Origin of the sequence: Streptomyces mauvecolor, assembly GCF_039532965.1 — a bacterium.
Classification (GTDB): Bacteria; Actinomycetota; Actinomycetes; order Streptomycetales; family Streptomycetaceae; genus Streptomyces; species Streptomyces violascens.
In genome coordinates this window covers 22,265-39,741 of sequence record NZ_BAAASQ010000022.1, presented here as the reverse complement: position 1 = coordinate 39,741, position 17,477 = coordinate 22,265, and the positions used below count along the sequence as shown (strand labels likewise).

General features: G+C 72.2%; 16 protein-coding genes. 5 read left to right on the top strand and 11 right to left on the bottom strand.

Going from position 1 to position 17,477, the window contains the following annotated elements; genetic code table 11:
* Nucleotides 1–9: 9 nt before the first annotated feature.
* The 7 genes from rnc to recG all read right to left on the bottom strand — a co-directional run bounded on the left by rnc (nucleotide 10) and on the right by recG (nucleotide 6,399).
* A complete protein-coding gene (gene rnc / locus ABD346_RS27370; protein WP_189968133.1) occupies nucleotides 10–819 on the bottom strand; it encodes a ribonuclease III in 810 nt (269 codons plus the stop codon).
* 19 nt (nucleotides 820–838) lie between these two features.
* Complete coding sequence (rpmF, locus tag ABD346_RS27365; protein ID WP_007493396.1) at nucleotides 839–1,012, bottom strand: 50S ribosomal protein L32; 174 nt, start codon at nucleotides 1,010–1,012, stop codon at nucleotides 839–841.
* A gap of 2 nt (nucleotides 1,013–1,014) precedes the next feature.
* Entirely contained in the window at nucleotides 1,015–1,662 is a 648-nt protein-coding gene (locus ABD346_RS27360) for a YceD family protein (protein WP_344378529.1), read from the bottom strand.
* A gap of 173 nt (nucleotides 1,663–1,835) precedes the next feature.
* A complete protein-coding gene (locus ABD346_RS27355; RefSeq protein WP_344378475.1) occupies nucleotides 1,836–2,927 on the bottom strand; it encodes a F0F1 ATP synthase subunit B in 1,092 nt (363 codons plus the stop codon).
* 108 nt (nucleotides 2,928–3,035) lie between these two features.
* Nucleotides 3,036–3,515 carry a pantetheine-phosphate adenylyltransferase gene (gene coaD / locus ABD346_RS27350; RefSeq protein WP_216826912.1) on the bottom strand — a complete coding sequence of 160 codons (480 nt, stop codon included), beginning with the start codon at nucleotides 3,513–3,515 and terminating at the stop codon, nucleotides 3,036–3,038.
* A 26-nt stretch (nucleotides 3,516–3,541) separates the two neighbouring features.
* Nucleotides 3,542–4,138 carry a 16S rRNA (guanine(966)-N(2))-methyltransferase RsmD gene (rsmD, locus tag ABD346_RS27345; RefSeq protein WP_189968129.1) on the bottom strand — a complete coding sequence of 199 codons (597 nt, stop codon included), beginning with the start codon at nucleotides 4,136–4,138 and terminating at the stop codon, nucleotides 3,542–3,544.
* Nucleotides 4,139–4,185: 47 nt separating this feature from the next.
* Nucleotides 4,186–6,399, bottom strand: coding sequence for an ATP-dependent DNA helicase RecG (gene recG / locus ABD346_RS27340; RefSeq protein WP_344378474.1), 2,214 nt, complete (start codon nucleotides 6,397–6,399; stop codon nucleotides 4,186–4,188).
* A gap of 167 nt (nucleotides 6,400–6,566) precedes the next feature.
* Here recG and ABD346_RS27335 point away from each other — a divergent pair, with 167 nt between their 5' ends.
* Both ABD346_RS27335 and ABD346_RS27330 read left to right on the top strand, forming a co-directional pair.
* Entirely contained in the window at nucleotides 6,567–8,408 is a 1,842-nt protein-coding gene (locus ABD346_RS27335; protein ID WP_344378473.1) for an HSP90 family protein, read from the top strand.
* Between the two features lie 2 nt (nucleotides 8,409–8,410).
* Complete coding sequence (locus tag ABD346_RS27330; RefSeq protein ID WP_344378528.1) at nucleotides 8,411–11,275, top strand: tetratricopeptide repeat protein; 2,865 nt, start codon at nucleotides 8,411–8,413, stop codon at nucleotides 11,273–11,275.
* A gap of 106 nt (nucleotides 11,276–11,381) precedes the next feature.
* Here the strand turns inward: ABD346_RS27330 and ABD346_RS27325 are convergent, their stop codons facing one another.
* Entirely contained in the window at nucleotides 11,382–12,989 is a 1,608-nt protein-coding gene (locus ABD346_RS27325) for a DAK2 domain-containing protein (RefSeq protein WP_344378472.1), read from the bottom strand.
* 251 nt (nucleotides 12,990–13,240) lie between these two features.
* Between ABD346_RS27325 and rpmB the strand changes: the two genes are divergently transcribed.
* Nucleotides 13,241–13,426: a 50S ribosomal protein L28 gene (gene rpmB / locus ABD346_RS27320; protein ID WP_003957616.1), complete on the top strand. Its 186-nt coding sequence runs from the start codon at nucleotides 13,241–13,243 to the stop codon at nucleotides 13,424–13,426.
* A gap of 134 nt (nucleotides 13,427–13,560) precedes the next feature.
* On the opposite strand, the gene thiD is transcribed toward rpmB, so the two are convergent.
* Nucleotides 13,561–14,352 carry a bifunctional hydroxymethylpyrimidine kinase/phosphomethylpyrimidine kinase gene (gene thiD / locus ABD346_RS27315; RefSeq protein ID WP_344378470.1) on the bottom strand — a complete coding sequence of 264 codons (792 nt, stop codon included), beginning with the start codon at nucleotides 14,350–14,352 and terminating at the stop codon, nucleotides 13,561–13,563.
* Nucleotides 14,349–15,314, bottom strand: a complete 966-nt coding sequence (locus tag ABD346_RS27310) for a thiamine-phosphate kinase (protein ID WP_053727946.1) — start codon at nucleotides 15,312–15,314, stop codon at nucleotides 14,349–14,351. Before ABD346_RS27310 ends, thiD begins: the two co-directional genes overlap by 4 nt.
* Nucleotides 15,315–15,538: 224 nt before the next feature.
* Between ABD346_RS27310 and ABD346_RS27305 the strand changes: the two genes are divergently transcribed.
* Nucleotides 15,539–15,772 carry an Lrp/AsnC family transcriptional regulator gene (locus tag ABD346_RS27305; protein ID WP_053727902.1) on the top strand — a complete coding sequence of 78 codons (234 nt, stop codon included), beginning with the start codon at nucleotides 15,539–15,541 and terminating at the stop codon, nucleotides 15,770–15,772.
* Between the two features lie 20 nt (nucleotides 15,773–15,792).
* Nucleotides 15,793–16,269: a DUF3515 domain-containing protein gene (locus ABD346_RS27300; protein WP_344378468.1), complete on the top strand. Its 477-nt coding sequence runs from the start codon at nucleotides 15,793–15,795 to the stop codon at nucleotides 16,267–16,269.
* On the opposite strand, the gene ABD346_RS27295 is transcribed toward ABD346_RS27300, so the two are convergent.
* Nucleotides 16,266–17,423 (bottom strand): D-alanine--D-alanine ligase family protein, encoded by a 1,158-nt coding sequence (locus ABD346_RS27295; protein ID WP_344378467.1) that lies wholly within the window; start codon nucleotides 17,421–17,423, stop codon nucleotides 16,266–16,268. The genes ABD346_RS27300 and ABD346_RS27295 overlap by 4 nt on opposite strands.
* Between the last annotated feature and the right edge of the window lie 54 nt (nucleotides 17,424–17,477).

The following is a 17,477-nucleotide window of genomic DNA, read 5'->3' as shown; positions in this document are numbered from 1 at the left end:
GGATGCTGATCAGGCCGATGCGCCGGCGGCGGGGGTCGGCGACCCGCCATCGGCCGCGGCGACGACGGGAGCTTCCGCCGCGGCCTTGGCCCGCTCGTCGGCGGCGGCGCGAATGGCCCGCCATGCCGACTCCGCGGCCTGCTGTTCCGCTTCCTTCTTGCTGCGGCCGGTGCCGGTGCCGTACGAGACACCACCGACGCGGGCGGCAGCAGTAAAGGTCTTCTCGTGGTCGGGTCCGGTTTCGGAGACCAGGTACTCGGGAACGCCGAGCCCTTCGGCCGCCGTGAGCTCCTGGAGACTGGTCTTCCAGTCCAGGCCGGCCCCGAGGTTCGAGGACTTCTCGATCAGGGGGTCGAACAGCTTGTGGACGAGCGCGGACGCCGCCTCAAGACCCTGGTCGAGGTAGACAGCGCCGATCACCGCTTCAAGGGTGTCGGCGAGGATGGATGCCTTGTCCCGGCCGCCCGTGCCCTCTTCGCCCCGGCCGAGCCGGATGAAGGAGCCGAGTTCGAGCCCTCGGCCCACCTCCGCGAGCGCACGAGAGTTGACCACCGCGGCCCGGAGCTTGGCCAGTTGGCCTTCCGGGAGATCGGGGTGGGTGCGGTACAGCGTGTCGGTGACGACCAGACCGAGCACCGAGTCCCCGAGGAACTCGAGCCGCTCATTGGTCGGCAGACCGCCGTTCTCGTACGCGTACGAACGGTGGGTGAGCGCACGCACCAGAAGGGCGGACTCGAGCTGATACCCGAGCCGCCCTTCCAGAAGCGTGTGGGACGAGGCCGTGTTGTTGTCCGCCTTTTTGGCGTTGGACTCAGACATCGGGCCTCTCACCAGCCGCTCAGACCTCGAGGACCTGGCGCTTGTTGTACGTGCCGCAGCTCGGGCACGCGATGTGCTGGAGCTTCGGCTCATGGCAGCGCTCGCACGCAACCAGGGTGGGGACCGCAGCCTTCCACTGCGACCGGCGGTGGCGCGTGTTGCTGCGCGACATCTTCCGCTTCGGAACAGCCACGGCTACTTCTCCTGCTTCTCGGCGGCATCCTGCACGTCAGACGCAGTGCCGCTCATGTTGTCCTTCTCGCCGTCCTGGATGGTCCCGGCGAGTCCCTGCAGTGCCGCCCAACGGATGTCGACGGCGTCGTGGTGGTGGTCCGGGTCGTCCGCCAGGCTCGCTCCGCATGCGGAACAGAGCCCGGGGCAGTCCTCCCGGCACACCGGCTGCATCGGCAGTGCGAGCACCACCGCATCGCGCAGCAATGGCTCGAGGTCGAACATGCCGTCCTCGAGCGGAATCATGTCCTCGTCGTCCTCGGCATCGTCGTCCGCGGCTGCCTTGCGGCGGCCCCGGTCGTCGGTGTCGGGGTACGAGAACATTTCCTGGAAGTCCACTTCAACGTCCTGCTGAAGCGGCTCCAGACACCTTACGCACTCCCCGTCGGCCGATGCACGGGCGGTGCCTGTGACAAGCACCCCTTCCATGACCGACTCCAGGCGGAGCTCGATGTCCACGGGCCTGCCCTCGGGCACGTGGATGACCTCGGGGATCCCGAGGTCCTTCGGGGCCTCCACGGTGCGGGAGAGCCGCTGGAGCGCACCGGGACGCCGTCCCAGCTCGTGTGTGTCGAACACGAGGGGATTGCGGTGGTCGAGGCGCGTGCTCAGGGCTCTTCCTGCTTTCGAGGTCGTGGAGTGGCTGCCACCGGCTTCGCTGAGCGAATCGGGCAGCGTGGATCGCGGACGTACGCGCGACCGAAGAGCCAGGATAACGGACCGGCCGCGATAGGCCCAATCCGGCCCGGTCCCTCCACGTTCGGGTGGCGTACGGCCGCGTGAGGTTACGGGCGGTTCTGCCCGTGGCCCTGCTCGTAGGCGCGCAGCTGGTCCAGGTTGATCATGCTGGTGTCGAAGAGGCTGGTCTCGTCGAGCGCGGCCTGCTGCGGCTGGTGCTGGGGCTGCGGCGGCACGCCGTACTGCCCGGCGTCGGGGGCCGCGTACTGCTGCTGGTTCGGGTCGTAGGCGTACGGGTCCTGCTGGGCGTACCCGTACTGCGCGTACTGCTCCTGCTGGGGCTGGTGCTGCTGGTAGGCGTACGGATCCTGCTGCGGCTGCTGATAGCCGTACGGGTCGTACGCCTGGGGCTGCTGGGCCGGGATGTGCGGCTCGGCGGCGGCCTGGGGGGCGGCGGCCGGGTCCGGCTCGGCGAGCTCGGCGAGGCCGGCCAGGTAGTCGGCGTCGCTGGTGTGCTGGTGCAGGTCGCCCGCCGCGTCCTGGGCGGCCATGTGGGCGCCCAGCTCGTCGGATGCGGTGCGGCCGTGCAGCTTCTGGCGGCCGCGGCCGACCGCTTCGAGGGTCTTGGCGAGCACCGCCTCGAAGGCGCCCAGCTTGGCGTCGACGTACTCGTCGGCCCGGTGGATCAGGGTGCCCGGGTCCGCGCTGTACTCGGGGGCGTCCTCGTCGGTGCGGCCCTGGTCGTCCAGGCCGGGGCCGCGGCCCAGCAGCTTCTCGCGGCCGCGGTCGACCGAGCCGATGGTCTTGGTGAGGACGACCTCGAAGTTGGCGAGCTTGGAGTCGACGTAGTCGTCGGCCTCGGCGCGGATCTCCTCGGCGTCCCGGCGGGCCTCGTTGAGGATGCGGTCGGCCTCGTCCTGGGACTGGCGGGCGACGGCGGTGTCGGAGATCAGCGTGCCGCGCTGGGCGTGCGCGGACTCGATGATCCGCTCGGCCTCCTGGCGGGCCTGCTCGACCATCTGCTCGCGGCCGCCGATCAGCTCCTGTGCCTGGGCGAGCGAGCCGGGCAGGGCCTGGCGCACCTCCTCCAGCATCGCGAGGAGGTCGGCGCGGTTGACCACGCACGAGGCCGACATGGGCATGGACCGGGCGCTGCCGACCACCTCGACGATCTCGTCGAGCTTCTTCTGCACGTCCACCGGTGATCGCCACTCTTCTAACGGATTGGAGACGGACGGGACGACTGTAAGGCCAGTCGGCGCCCGCCCGACACCGGGTGACGGACCGTCAGTGGACGGCTCCGTGGCTCACTTCTGGGCGAGCCGGGCGACCAGGGCCTCGTGGACGGTGGCCGGCAGCAGGTGGGAGACGTCTCCGCCCCAGGTCGCGACCTCCTTGACCAGCGAGGACGACAGGAAGCTGTACGTCGGATTGGTGGGCACGAACAGGGTCTCGACGCCCGAGAGCCCGTTGTTCATCTGAGCCATCTGCAGCTCGTAGTCGAAGTCGCTGACGGCGCGGAGGCCCTTGACGATCGCGGGGATGTCCCGCTGCTTGCAGAAGTCGACGAGCAGGCCGTGGAAGGACTCGACCTCCACGTTGCCGAGGTCGGCCGTCACCTCGCGGATCATCTCGATCCGCTCCTCGATGGTGAACAGGCCCTGCTTCGACTGGTTGATCATCACCGCGACATGTACGACGTCGTACAGGCGGGAGGCGCGGGCGATGATGTCGAGGTGTCCGTTGGTGATGGGGTCAAAGGACCCCGGACAGACGGCGCGGCGCAACTGATGTCCCTCGCTCTCCGGTCCGGTCATGGGGTGTCTCGCGGTGCGTTTTCGCACGTGGAGGCGGCGCGACCGTACCAAAGCGTGCCCTCGCCGTAGCGACGGGCCCGCAGTGCTTCGAATCCTTCGGGCCAGCCGAATTCCCCGCCTCTGGTGCTGCGCTCCACGGTGACGAGACAGTCCTCCGCGAGCCAGCCCCCACGACGGAGTGTGAGCAGGATCTCCCGAAGATCGTCATCGGTGACGGCGTACGGCGGGTCCAGGAAAATCACGTCGTACGGGTCGGCGGGCGCCGGGCCTGTCACGATCTGCTCCGCTTTGCCGGTACGCACTTCGGCGCCGGGCAGCTTGAGCGCGGCCACGTTGTCGCGGACCGTGCGGACGGCGCGGCCGTCGGCCTCGACGAGCAGAGCGTGGACCGCGCCCCGCGAGAGCGCCTCCAGGCCCACGGCTCCGGAGCCCGCGTAGAGATCGGCGATCCGGATGCCGTCGAGCGTGCCGAGCAGCGCCTCCCACGTGGAGAAGAGGCCCTCGCGCGCCCGGTCGGAGGTGGGGCGGGTGCCGGTGCCCGGCGGTACGGCGAGGCGGCGTCCACCGGCCCGGCCGGCGATCACGCGGGTCATCTCAGTCCTTGTCCGTGTACATGCGTCGAGTGTGCCTCCCCAGTCTCTCAGCCCTTGTCGAGGTACTGCTCGCGGTCCTTGTCCAGGAGGGCGTCCAGAGCCGTGCGCAGCCCCGGGAGGCGGTCGAGGTCCGGGTCCTGGGCGACCACCGTGGCGGCCTCCTCGCGGGCGGCGGCGATGACCTCCTCGTCGTCGATGACGGTGAGCATCCGCAGCGAGGAGCGCACCCCGGACTGGGCCTGGCCCAGCACATCGCCCTCGCGGCGCTGTTCGAGGTCGATGCGGGAGAGCTCGAAGCCGTCGAGGGTAGAAGCCACGGCGTTGAGCCGGGCCCGGGCCGCGCTCGCCTCCGGCATGTCGGTGACCAGCAGGCACAGGCCCGGCGCGGAGCCGCGGCCGACGCGACCGCGCAGCTGGTGGAGCTGGGACACGCCGAACCGGTCGGCGTCCATGATCACCATCGCGGTGGCGTTCGGCACGTTCACACCGACCTCGATGACGGTGGTGGCGACCAGGACGTCCACCTCGCCCGCGCCGAACCGGCGCATCACGTCGTCCTTGTCGTCCGGCTGCATCCGGCCGTGCAGGATCTCGGTGCGCAGCCCCTGGAGCGGGCCCTTGGAGAGCTGGTCGGCGATCTCGATCACGGCGAGCGGGGGCCGCTTGTCGGCGGTCTCGGCCTCCTCGGCCTTCTTCTTGCCCTTGGCGGACTTGGCCTCGTCCTCGTCATCGCCGATGCGCGGGCACACCACGTACGCCTGGTGTCCCTTGTCGACCTCCTCGCGGACCCGCTCCCAGGCGCGGGCCAGGAAGTGCGGCTTGTCCTGGGCGGGGACGACATGGCTGGCGATGGGCGAGCGCCCGGCGGGCAGCTGGTCGAGGACCGATGTCTCCAGGTCGCCGAAGACCGTCATGGCGACCGTGCGCGGGATGGGGGTGGCCGTCATGACGAGCAGGTGCGGGGGCTGTTTGCCCTTGCCGCGCAGGGCGTCGCGCTGCTCGACGCCGAAGCGGTGCTGCTCGTCGACGACGACCAGGCCCAGGTCGTGGAACTGCACCTTGTCCTCGATCAGGGCGTGCGTGCCGATGACGACACCCGCCTCGCCGGTGACCAGGTCGAGCAGGGCCTGGCGCCGGGCGGGCATCCCCATGGACCCGGTGAGCAGCACGACCTTCGTCCCGAGGTCGGAGCCCCCCAGCATTCCGCCCTCGGCGAGCTCGCCCATCATCTCGGTGATGGAGCGGTGGTGCTGCTGGGCGAGGACCTCGGTGGGCGCGAGCATGGCGGCCTGCCCGCCGGAGTCGACGACGGCGAGCATGGCGCGCAGCGCGACCATCGTCTTTCCCGAACCGACCTCCCCCTGGAGCAGCCGGTGCATCGGGTGCTCGGTGGCCAGGTCGTCGAAGATCTCCTGGGAGACCTTCTGCTGGCCTTCGGTGAGGGTGAAGGGCAGCTTGGCGTCGAAGGCGTCGAGCAGGCCTCCCGGGGCCGGTCGCCTTGCCACCGCCGGGAGTTGGCCGTCCGCGTGGCGGCGGCGGGCGAGGGCCACCTGGAGGACGAACGCCTCGTCCCACTTCAGGCGCTGGCGGGCGTCCTCGATGTCGGCCTTGCTGTGCGGCCGGTGGACCTTGAGGAGGGCTTCGGGCAGGGAGACGAAGCCTCGGCCGTCGCGCAGGGCCTCCGGGAGCGGGTCCACGGCCTCCTGGGCGCTGGGCAGCACCGCGTCGACCGCCTTGGCGATCTTCCAGGACTCCAGGCCCTTGCAGGCCGGGTAGATCGGGATCAGGGCGCCCGCCCAGGAGTCGATGTCGACCGCGTCTTCGCCCTCGGCCGCGTCGGCGCCCAGCTTCGCGTACGTGGGGTGGGCGAGCTGCATGCGCCGGTTGAACATCGACACCTTGCCGGCGAACATCGCCCGGCTGCCGGGCAGCAGCTCCTTGTGCGGCTTGTGGATGCCGCGGCCGAAGAACACCAGCTGGAGGCGGCCGCTGCCGTCGGTGATGGTGATCTCCAGACGCTGGCCGCGCCCTTGGTTGAAGGTGTGCACCCGGGCGTCGGCGACCTGGGCGACGACCGTGACGTCCTCGTCCAGGGGCAGGTCGGCCAGCTTGGTGAGCTGGCCGCGCTCCTCGTAGCGCCGCGGGTAGTGGTGCAGGAGGTCGCCGACCGTGTGCAGGTCGAGGTGCTCGGCCATCACCTTCGCGGTGGGTCCGCCGAGCAGCTTCTTCAGTGGTTCTTCGAGCGCAGGCACGCGATCCATTGCACACCACCGGACTGACAGCCCGCCAAAGCCTGTGGATAACCGCTGGTCACACCGGCGCCGCGCCCCCTAGGATGACGCCTCCCCCACTCCAGCCGCCGCGCCTCCCCTCGTACGGGATCCGCCCGACCCGCGCCGTCGCCCGTCCCCCCACCGGCGCTGCGACGATGACACCTGAGACTTTCCGAGACCCTTCGCTGCCCGCTGCCCCGCACACCTTCCAGGTCGATCTGCGCGGCCTGGTGGACCTGCTCTCCCACCACCTCTACTCCAGCCCCAAGGTGTATCTGCGCGAGCTGCTGCAGAACGCCGTCGACGCCATCACCGCCCGCCGCGCCGACCAGCCGGACGCCCCCGCCGAGGTGCGCCTGTACGCGGACGGCGCCACCCTGCGCGTCGAGGACAGCGGGGTCGGCCTGACCGAGCAGGACGTGCACAGCCTGCTCGCGACGATCGGCCGCAGCTCCAAGCGCGAGGGCGGCCTGGAGTCCGCGCGGGCCGGATTCCTGGGCCAGTTCGGCATCGGGCTGCTCGCCTGCTTCGTCGTCGCCGACGAGATCCGGGTGGTCAGCCGCTCGGCCCGCACCCCCGACGCCGCCCCCGTGGAGTGGTCGGCCCGCGACGACGGTTCGTACTCCGTACGAACCCTTGCGCACAGTGCGCGCCCGGAGCCCGGCACCACGGTGTACCTCAACGCCCGCCCCGGCAGCGCCGAATGGCTCGCCGAGGACCGGGTCCTCACCCTGGCCAGGGACTTCGGCTCGCTGCTTCCCTACGACGTGCGCGTCGGCGAGCAGCGCGTCACCGATCTGCCCGCGCCCTGGGACCGCTCCTACCCGGGCCCGGCCGCCCGGCGGGTCGCACTCGCCCGGCACTGCGAGGCGCTGTTCGGCTTCGCCCCGCTCGACTCGATCGAGCTCGACCTGCCGGTGGCCGGGGTGCGCGGCGTGGCCTACGTACTGCCGTCGTCGGTGAGCCCGGCGCAGCAGCTGAGCCACCGGGTGCACCTCAAGGGCATGCTGCTCACCGAGCGGGCCGACGGTTTGCTGCCCGACTGGGCGTTCTTCGTGCGCTGTGTCCTGGACACCGACAGCCTGCGGCCCACGGCCTCGCGCGAGTCGCTGTACGAGGACGACACGCTCGCCGGGGTGCGCGAGGCGCTCGGCGGCCGGATCCGGGAATGGCTGACGGGGCTCGCCGCCGGGGATCCGGAGCGGCTCGGGCAGTTCCTCGCGGTGCACCACCTGGGCGTCAAGTCCCTTGCCCGGCACGACGACGCGATGCTGCGGACGATGCTGCCGTGGCTCCCGTTCGAGACCACCGACGGACGGGTCTCCCTGGAGGAGTTCGCACGGCGCCACCCGGTCGTGCACTTCACGCGGAGCGTCGAGGAGTACCGCCAGGTCGCCCCGATCGCCTCCGCGCAGGGCATCGGAGTGATCAACGGCGGCTACACCTACGACTGCGAGCTGATCGAGCGGCTGCCCTCGGTGCGGGCCGGCGCGGTCGTCGCCGAGCTCGACCCGGACACCGTGACCGCGCACCTCGACTCGGTCGATCCGGCCGAGGAACTGGCGCTCTCGGGCTTCTTGTCAGTGGCGCGTGCCAAGCTCGATTCCCTCGGATGCGATGTCGCTCTGCGCGCCTTCCACCCGCTGACCGTGCCCGCGCTCCACCTCGACGACCGTGCCGCCCGCCACGAACAGGCACGGGCCGACGAGGAGGATCGGGCCGACGATCTGTGGGCGGGAATCCTCGGCTCGCTGCGCGGCAGCGCACCGCGTGCCCGGCTCGTGCTCAACCATCTCAACCCGCTCGTCCGCAGGATCAGTTCGGTGGGGGACCCGGCGCTCGCCGCCACGGCGACGGAGGCCCTCTACGGGCAGGCCCTGCTGATGGCGCAGCGCCCGCTGCGCCCGGCGGACCAGGCGCTGCTCAACCGCGCGTTCATCGGCCTGCTCGAGTGGGCCACCCACCCCGGCGACCACAGTGAGGAGAACGGCCGATGACGATGACGCTCCAGGAACTGCGCGTGGCCGCGCAGGACAACTACGGGCAGCCCGAGGGCCCCGCCCGCAACGCCCGCGCCGAGCACCTGCTCGCCGAGGCGGAGCAGCTCGGCGACCCGCTGGCGGTGATCGAGGGGCTCCGCCACCAGCTGCAGGTCTACAACTACAGCTCCGAGAAGAACAAGATGTTCGTGCCCTTCGCGCGGCTGCTGCGGATGTGGGACGAGCATCCCGAGGACTTCGACAAGTACGAGATCCACACCCTGCACTGGGTGTTCAAGTGGATGTCCAGCGGCATGCTGGACCAGCCGTCGGTGCCGCTCGCCGCCATCGAGAAGTGGCAGGCCGAGATGGCCCACCGCTACCGGCTCGCCGGCCACTCCGAACGGGCCGTGCGAATGGGCGAGTTCGCGATCGCCCGCCACCTGGGCGACCGGGAGCGCGCCGCGCGGGCGTACGAGGCGTGGCTGGCCGCCGACCGGGACGAGATGGCCGACTGCCACGCCTGCGAGCTGCACGGCCAGGGCTCCTGGCAGCGGCATCTGGGCGACGACGCGAAGGCCCTGGAGCTGTGGCGGCCGGTCCTCGACGGCGAGCACACCTGCGCCCACGAGCCGCACGCCGCCCTCGCGTCCTCGCTCCTGCCGCTGGTGCGCCTGGGCCGCCTGGAGGAGGCCCGCGCGAACCATCTGCGCGGCTTCCGCCTGGTACGGCCCATGGAGTCGATGCGCAGCGCGTTCGCCCAGCACATCGAGTTCTGCGCGCTGACCGGCAACGAGGCCCGCGCCCTGGAGATCCTCGCCGAGCGCCCGGGCTACTTCGCGGGCGAGGGCAGCCCCGACAGCCGGGGCGACTTCCTCGAAGCGGTCACGCTGCTCATGGACCGCCTGACCGCGCTCGGCCTCGGCGGCCAGGCGGTGCCCGGCCCGGCGGGCCAGGACTGGACGGCGGCCGGGCTGGCCGTCCACGCGCGCACGGAGGCGCTCGCGATCGCCGCGCTCTTCGACGCGCGCAACGGCACCCCCGAGATCGGCGACCGCACGCGACAGCGGATGGACCAGGCCCCGCTGCTCGACCGGCTGCCGCTCGGCATACGGGCGCGACGGCTTGCCCCGGCCGCCGCCCCGAAGCCCGCCGAACGGCCCGATGCCGCGGCATCGGCCTCGCTGCCCGAACTGCTCGTGCGGGCACGGCAGTTGAGCGATGCCCAGCATCCCGATGCGGGCGAGGCGTGGGCCGCGGTGGGAGCCGTCGGCGACCGGTCGGCGCTCGATCCGCACGACCGGGCGCAGGTCCTGGACCACTGGGCGATGCGCGGCACCCACGAGACCGGGCCGCAGGTGACGGCCTTCCGCGACGCGGCGGAGCTGTACGAGGCGGCGGGCGATCCGGGCGAGGCCGCGGCGGCCCGCGCCCGGGCGGCGTACGCGCTGGCCCGGGGCGACCGTACCGAGGAGGCGCTGGCAGCCCTGGCCGAGCCGCACGCGCGGGTGCTCGCGCTGCACGCCGAGGGCCGGGCCACCGCCCGCCAGGTGAGCGGGGTGCTGATCGCGCTCGCCCGGGTCCACGAGTGCCTGATGCACCCGGAGCACCCCGAGCGCGCCGAGGCGCTCGAACGGGCGGTCCGCGAGGTGCTCGCCTTCGCGGAGCCCCGCATCGCCGAGGACCGGGTGGCGAGCCGGGTCGCGGACGCGTACGGGATGCTCGGGGACGTGACGGGGTTCCGCGGTGACCTGGCGGGCGCGAGGGAGCTGTACGAGCGGTCCGTCGCCACGTACACCGAGGCGGGTCTGCCCTGGTACGCGGCCGAGACCGAGGCCAAGCTGGCCGGGCTCTGCCGCCACCTCGACGACGCGGAGGGCGCCGAGCGTGCCCTGCGCGCGGCCCTGGAGCACGGCGGCGCGTATGTGGAGCCGGCCGGCCGCGCCCACCTGCACCTCCAGCTCAGTGAAGTCCTGGGCGCCACCGGCCAGTTGGAGGGTGCGGCCGATCACGCCCTGGAGGCCGGTTACTGGGCCGACGAGGCGGGTGAGGGCGCGGGCGTCGGCGCGTACGCCCGGCATCTGCTCGGCGGCTGGCTGCTGCGCCTGGACCGTACGGCCGAGGCGGCGGCCGTCCTGGAGGCGGCGCTCCTCGACCTCACGGAGGACGAGCACGGCTCGGGCGCGGTCGTCCAGACGCTGTGGTGGCTGGGCGACTGCCTCACTGCGCTCGGCGAGCCGCGCGAGGCCGCGGAGCACTGGCTGCGGGCGGCGGACATCGCCCGGCACTGGCCGGAGCAGCGCGACCACGCGATGCTGGCGAACCTGGCCGCCCAGGCGCTGTACCGGGCGGAGCTCAACCCCCAGGCGGAGCAGGCCTACCGGCGCGCGGGCGAGCTGTGGCGCGAGCTCGGCAACACGCAGGCACTGATCCGTACGGTGCGCGTACGGGGCTGGCTCGCCCTGCGCGAGGGCCAGGCAGGGCCCGAGGCGGCCCGGGCACTCATGGCCGAGGCGGCGGCCGAGTGCGAGCGCGCGCTGGCCGGGGCGGAGGCGGACGCCCGGCCGCACCTGCTCGCCGAGCTGGCCGATACGCACCGCCAGACCGCCGAGCTGCTCGCGCGCATGGCCGAGGCCCCGACCGAGGAGGCCCTCGCCTGTGCGGACCGCGCGGTGGCCACGTTCACCGAGGCGGGCCCGGACCATCTGGACGCACGCACGGGGGCGGAGCTGATGGCCGCCTGGATGGAGACGGACCTGGGCCGCCCGGAGGCCGCCGAAGCCCGGGCCCGTGCGGTCCTCGCCACGTACGCGGAAGCCACCAGTCCGCAGGCCGCGTCACGCCGGGAGGAGGCGGAGTCGGTCCTGGAACACCTGCGGGGCTGAGGCGGGGCAGGAAACGTTCCGGCAGGGAAGGAGCATCCCGTACGGCGTCAACAGCCGTGCGCCGTACGGGAGTTGCCATTCCTGCCGGGCCGTCGCGCCCTTGGGGTCACTCCACGCCGATGAACAGCGGAACCCCTTGGTGGCCGCCCTCGTACACCACGGTGTCGACCGCCAAGTGGGCCTTGCTGACGTGGGATTCGAGCTGGGCGGCCAGCTCCGGCGGGGCGTCGGCGGCCAGGACCAGGGTGACCAGTTCGCCGCCCGCCGCCAGCATCCGGTCGAGGACGGTGCGGGCGGTCTCGGCCAGGTCGTGGCCGATGACCACCACGTCGCCGTCGATGAGGCCGAGAACGTCCCCGGCCTGGCAGACGCCGGCCATCGTCCACGACTGCCGTTCGGCGACGGCGAGTTCGGCGTGCCGGGTGGCGCCGGCCGCGGAGGTCATCGCGACGACGTCCTCGTCGAAGCGCCGCTCGGGGGCGTGGACGGCGAGCGCGGCGATGCCCTGGACGGCTGCCCGGGTCGGGATGAGCGCGACCCGGATGCCCTCGGACCTGGCCTGCTCGACGGCGGCCGCGGCCGTGTGGCGCAGTTCGGCGTCGTTCGGCAGCAGCACGACCTCGCGGGCGTGCGCGCGCCGGATCGCCTCGACGAGCTCCCCGCTGCCCGGGGCCTCGCCGGGCCGGGCGAGCACGGTCGTGGCCCCCGCCTCGGTGCAGAGCCCGGCCAGGCCCTCGCCGGGTACGACGGCGACCACCGCCCGCTGGACCTGCTCCCTGGGCGGCTCGACGACGGCCGGCTTCTCGAAGTGCGTGATCCGGATCCGGTAGGGCCGGCCCGCCTCGACCCCGGCCTCGACGGCGGCGCCCGCGTCGTCGACGTGCACATGGACGTTCCAGAGCCCGTCGCCGCCGACGACCACCAGGGAGTCGCCGAGCCCGTCGAGCCTGCTCCGCAGCCGGTCCACGGCCGCGTCGTCGGCCTCCAGGAGGTAGATGACCTCGAAGGCGGGCCCGGCGCCGACCGCCTCGGCCGGGCAGTCCTCGACGGGTACGGGGACCCGCGCCTCGTGGCGTACGACGGGAGCCTCGCCGGAGAGGGCCTGGACCAGGGCGCCGAGCACGGTCACCAGACCCCGGCCGCCCGCGTCCACGACGCCCGCGCGCCCGAGGGCGGCGAGCTGGGAGGGCGTCCGGTCCAGGGCGTCGCGGGCGCCCGCGTAGGCGGCCTGGGCCACCGCCGCCGGGGTGCCGCTCGCGTTCTCGGCGGACTTGGCGGCGGCGGTCGCCACCGACAGGACGGTGCCCTCCACGGGGTGGGCGACCGCGAGGTAGGCGGCGGAGGCAGCCCTGCGCAGCGCCGCGGCCAGGTCTCCCCCGCCCTCCGCGACGACCTCCGCCATGCCCCGCAGGAGCTGGGCGAGGATCGTGCCGGAGTTCCCGCGGGCGCCGATCAGCGCGCCGTGCGCCATCGCCCGTACGACATCGGCGGTGGGCGGGACGCCGTCGTACACGGGCGGCTCGGGGTAGGCGGCGAAGACCGCCTCGACGGCCTGGGCCGCGGACTCCATCGTCAGATAGAGGTTGGTGCCGGTGTCCCCGTCCGCGACCGGGTACACGTTGATGGCGTCGATCGCCTCGCGGTCCCGGCCCAGCGCGTCCAGCGCCAGCGCGCACCAGCCGCGCACCGCGACGGCATCGAGGGTCTGCGGCACCTGGTGGTCCTCCTTGCGGGAGCGGATGAGCGACTGAAGCGCAGGGTAGACCCGGTGCGGGCCGGGGTCCGGGGCGGGGGCGGCCGGGGCCGTGGTAGTTTCGTATCTCGGGAGCAGCCGTTGTATGCTGCTTCGGTTGCCCGGCGAGAGTCGGGCCAATTCCCCCGGCAAGCCACTTCAGATCTCTGATTCCGGTGCGCCGGATTTCACTGTAAGTGCATTTAATGCATCTGAAGTCTTTGGAGTGACCCGTGGCTGCCAACTGCGACGTCTGCGGCAAGGGGCCGGGCTTCGGCAACAACATTTCGCACTCGCACCGCCGTACGTCTCGTCGCTGGAACCCGAACATCCAGCGTGTGCGTGCCGTGGTCGGTCGGACGCCGAAGCGGCTCAACGTCTGCACCTCGTGCATCAAGGCCGGCAAGGTCTCGCGCTAATTGCGACGTCTGTCGTAGCGCAGCCCCTGCGGTTGCCTTGAAAAGCCGGTCCACCTCGGTGGACCGGCTTTTTGCCGTACCCGCAAGCCGTACTCGCGAGCCGTGCTCCCTAGCCTTACTCGCGAGCTGTACGGCTAGCGGAAGCGCCAGCCGTGGTCGACGGGGCCGATGCCCGCGCCCAGGGCGAATCCCGCGGCGATGGCGCCCGTGACGTACTCCTTCGCCGCCCGGACCGCCTCCGGGACCGCGAGCCCCTTGGCGAGGCCCGAGGCGATGGCGGAGGCGAGCGTGCAGCCCGTGCCGTGGGTGTGCCGGTTGTCCAGGCGCGGGGCCCGCAGCCAGTATTCCTCGGCGCCGTCGGTGAGCAGATCCACGGCGTCGCCCGGGAAATGCCCGCCCTTGATGAGCGCCCACCGGGGCCCGAACTCCAAGACGGCTCCCGCCGCCCGGCGCATCCCGTCCTCGTCCTCGACCTGGACGCCGGTGAGCTGGGCCACCTCGTCCAGGTTGGGGGTGGCGACGGTCGCGGCGGGCAGCAGCCGGGTGCGTACGGAATCGAGGGCCTCGGCGGCGAGCAGCGGGTCGCCGTGCTTGGAGACGCCCACCGGGTCCACGACGACCGGGGCGTCGGTATCCGCGAGCAGCTCGGCCACCGCCTCCACCAGGGGCGCCGAGGACAGCATGCCGGTCTTCACGGCCTGGACGCCGATGTCGTCGACGACGGCGCGGTACTGGGCCCGTACCGCCTCCACCGGCAGTTCCCAGGCGCCCTGGACACCCAGCGAGTTCTGCGCGGTGACGGCGGTGATCACGCTCATGCCGTGCACGCCGAGCGCCAGCATCGTCTTGAGGTCGGCCTGGATGCCGGCGCCGCCGCCGGAGTCGGAGCCGGCGACGGTCAGCACGTTGGGGATCACGGGGATCATGCGGGGTCGTCCCCGAAGTGGTCCCAGCCGCCCTTGCTGGTCCAGGGCGCGCCGTCCACGGTGACGGTGGGCAGCGCGGACGGGTTGAGGACCTCGCCGATGACCTTCCAGCGGGCGGGCAGTTTCACGTCCGGCGGGAAGGTCGCCACGATCGCGTGGTCCTCGCCGCCGGTGAGCACCCACTGGAGCGGGTCGACGCCGACGGCCTGGCCGATGTCGCTCATCTGCGTCGGGATGTCGATGAGGCCCGAACGCAGGTCGATGCGGACCTTGCTGGCCTCGGCGATGTGGCCGAGGTCGGCGACGAGTCCGTCGCTGACGTCGGTCATGGCGGTGGCGCCGAGACCGGCCGCGGCGGGGCCCGCGTGGTACGGGGGCTCCGGGCGGCGGTGTGCTTCGACGAAGGCGCGCGGCGAGCGGAAGCCGCGCGAGAGCACCGCGTAGCCCGCAGCCGACCAGCCGAGCCAGCCCGTCACCGCGACGACGTCGCCGGGCTGCGCGCCGGCCCGGGTCACCGGCTCGTGGTTGCGCAGATCGCCGAGCGCGGTGATCGCGACGGTGATGGTGTCCCCGCGTACGACGTCCCCGCCGACCACGGCCGCGCCGGCGACCTGGCACTCGTCGCGGATGCCGTCCATCAGCTCGGTGGGCCAGGTGACCGGCAGTTCGGCCGGTACGACGAGGCCGAGAAGCACCGCGGTCGGCACCGCGCCCATGGCGGCGATGTCGGCCAAGTTCTGCGCGGCGGCCTTGCGGCCCACGTCGTACGCCGTCGACCAGTCGCGCCGGAAGTGCCGTCCCTCGAGGAGGATGTCCGTGCTGGCGACCACCCTGCGGTCGGGTGCGGTCACGACCGCCGCGTCGTCGCCCGGGCCCAGCCGGACCGCGGGGGTGGAGGTGAGCCGGGAGGTCAGCTCCCTGATGAGCCCGAACTCCCCCAACTCGCCCACAGTGCCTTTCACCGTGTCCCACCTCTCATCTCCGTACCCCATCTGGCCCCGTGCGGCTGCGGTCGCGAGCGGTCACGGGCGTGGGTACCGTCAACACATACGTCAACTTCATGGCCGCTCTCGCCCCTCGGCGCGAGCGGCCGGTCGCGCGGGTCTCCCCGTCGCGCGGGGCGACGCGGTACCGTGGCGTCTCTTTCTCTCCCCCACATGATCCTCGTGGCCGCCCTGGAGGTTCCGTGGTACAGGCGTACATCCTCATTCAGACCGAGGTGGGCAAGGCGTCGACAGTCGCCGAGGCCATCGGAAAGCTCGCCGGTGTGATCCAGGCCGAAGACGTGACCGGACCCTACGACGTGATCGTCCGCGCCCAGGCCGAGACCGTCGACGAACTCGGTCGCATGGTGGTCGCCAAGGTCCAGCAGGTGGACGGCATCACAAGAACGCTGACCTGCCCGGTCGTCCATCTGTAGCCCCCGCATACCCTGGGCCGGTGACTCTCTCTCGCCGCCGGCCGCTTCTCGTCCTGTCCGCGGTCGCCGTCCTGGCGGCCGCGGGCTGTTCTTCGTCCGACGCCACCGCGAAGGTGGCGGTTCCCTCGCCACCTGCGCAGGAGCGGGCCGCGTGCGAGGCCCTGGACAAGCTCCTGCCCGACACCGTGGCCGGCCAGAAGCGACACGACCCCACCCCGGACTCGCCGCTGACGGCCCGCTGGGGGGACGGGGACGCGGAGATCGTACTGCGCTGCGGGATTCCACGGGGTGAGGAGATGAACGACCCCAAGTCCAACGGTGTTCAGGTGAACGGCGTCTGGTGGGTCGTGTTCCCGCGCTCCGAGGGCCCCCGGTTCGTCAGCGCCTACCGGGACCCCTACATCGAGCTGCTGACGGGGACGCGGTACGCGCACGACGCGTCCGTGCTCCAGGCGTTCGGCGCCCCCGTCCTCAAGGCCACCAAGAACGCTCTCTAGCGAAGCCCCGTCGACCGGCGCAGCGCCGCCTGGATCAGCTTGTCGACCAGGTCCGCGTACTCGACGCCGCTCTCCTGCCACATCCGCGGGTACATCGAGATCGGCGTGAAGCCCGGCATCGTGTTGATCTCGTTGATGACGAACTCGCCGTTGTCCTGGAGGAAGAAGTCCGCGCGGACCAGGCCCTCGCAGGAGGCGGCCTCGAAGGCCTCGACGGCCAGGCGCTGCACCTCGGCGGTGGCCTCCTCGCCGATCGGCGCGGGCACGATGCCGGCCGCCGAGTCGATGTACTTGGCCTCGAAGTCGTAGAACTCGTGGGCCGTCACCGGCGGGATCTCGGCGGGCACGCTCGCCCGCGGCCCGTCCTCGAACTCGAGCACCCCGCACTCGATCTCGCGGCCGCGCAGCAGCGACTCGACGAGGAACTTGGGGTCGTGGCGGCGGGCCTCGGCGATGGCCTCGTCCAGGCCCTCGAAGGAGTCCACCTTGGTGATGCCGAACGAGGAGCCGGCCCGGGACGGCTTGATGAACAGCGGCCAGCCGTGCTCACCGGCGAAGTCGGCGATGCGCTGGCGGGCGCCCTTCTCGTCCTGCTCCCACTCGCGCGGGCGCACCACGAGGTAGGGCCCGACGGGCAGCCCGAAGGAGGTGAAGACGCGCTTCATGTACTCCTTGTCCTGGCCGACGGCGGAGGCGAGGACGCCCGCGCCGACGTACGGGATGCCGGAGAGCTCCAGGAGGCCCTGGAGGGTGCCGTCCTCGCCGTACGGGCCGTGCAGCATCGGGAAGACCACGTCGACCTCGCCCAGGGCCTTGGGCACCATGCCGGGCTCGCTGTAGACGACTTCACGGCTGCCCGGGTCCACGGGCAGGACCACGCCGCCGTCGGGCGACTCGGCGAGCTCGTCGACGCTGGGCGTGCGACGGTCGCTGATCGCCATCCGCTCCGGTTCGTCGGCGGTGAGCGCCCAGCGGCCGTCCGTCGTGATGCCGATGGGCAGCACGTCGTACTTCGTACGGTCGATGGCGCGAAGCACCGCGCCGGCGGTCACGACCGAGATGCCGTGTTCCGAACTGCGGCCGCCGAACACTACGGCCACCCGCGGCTTGCGGAGCTGCTTCTCAGGGCTCTGGGGGAGGTTCTCGCTGCTCATATCGCGTTGAGGGTACCCGTTCGGGGCGCCCGGTCCACGGCCGCGGGCGCCCGG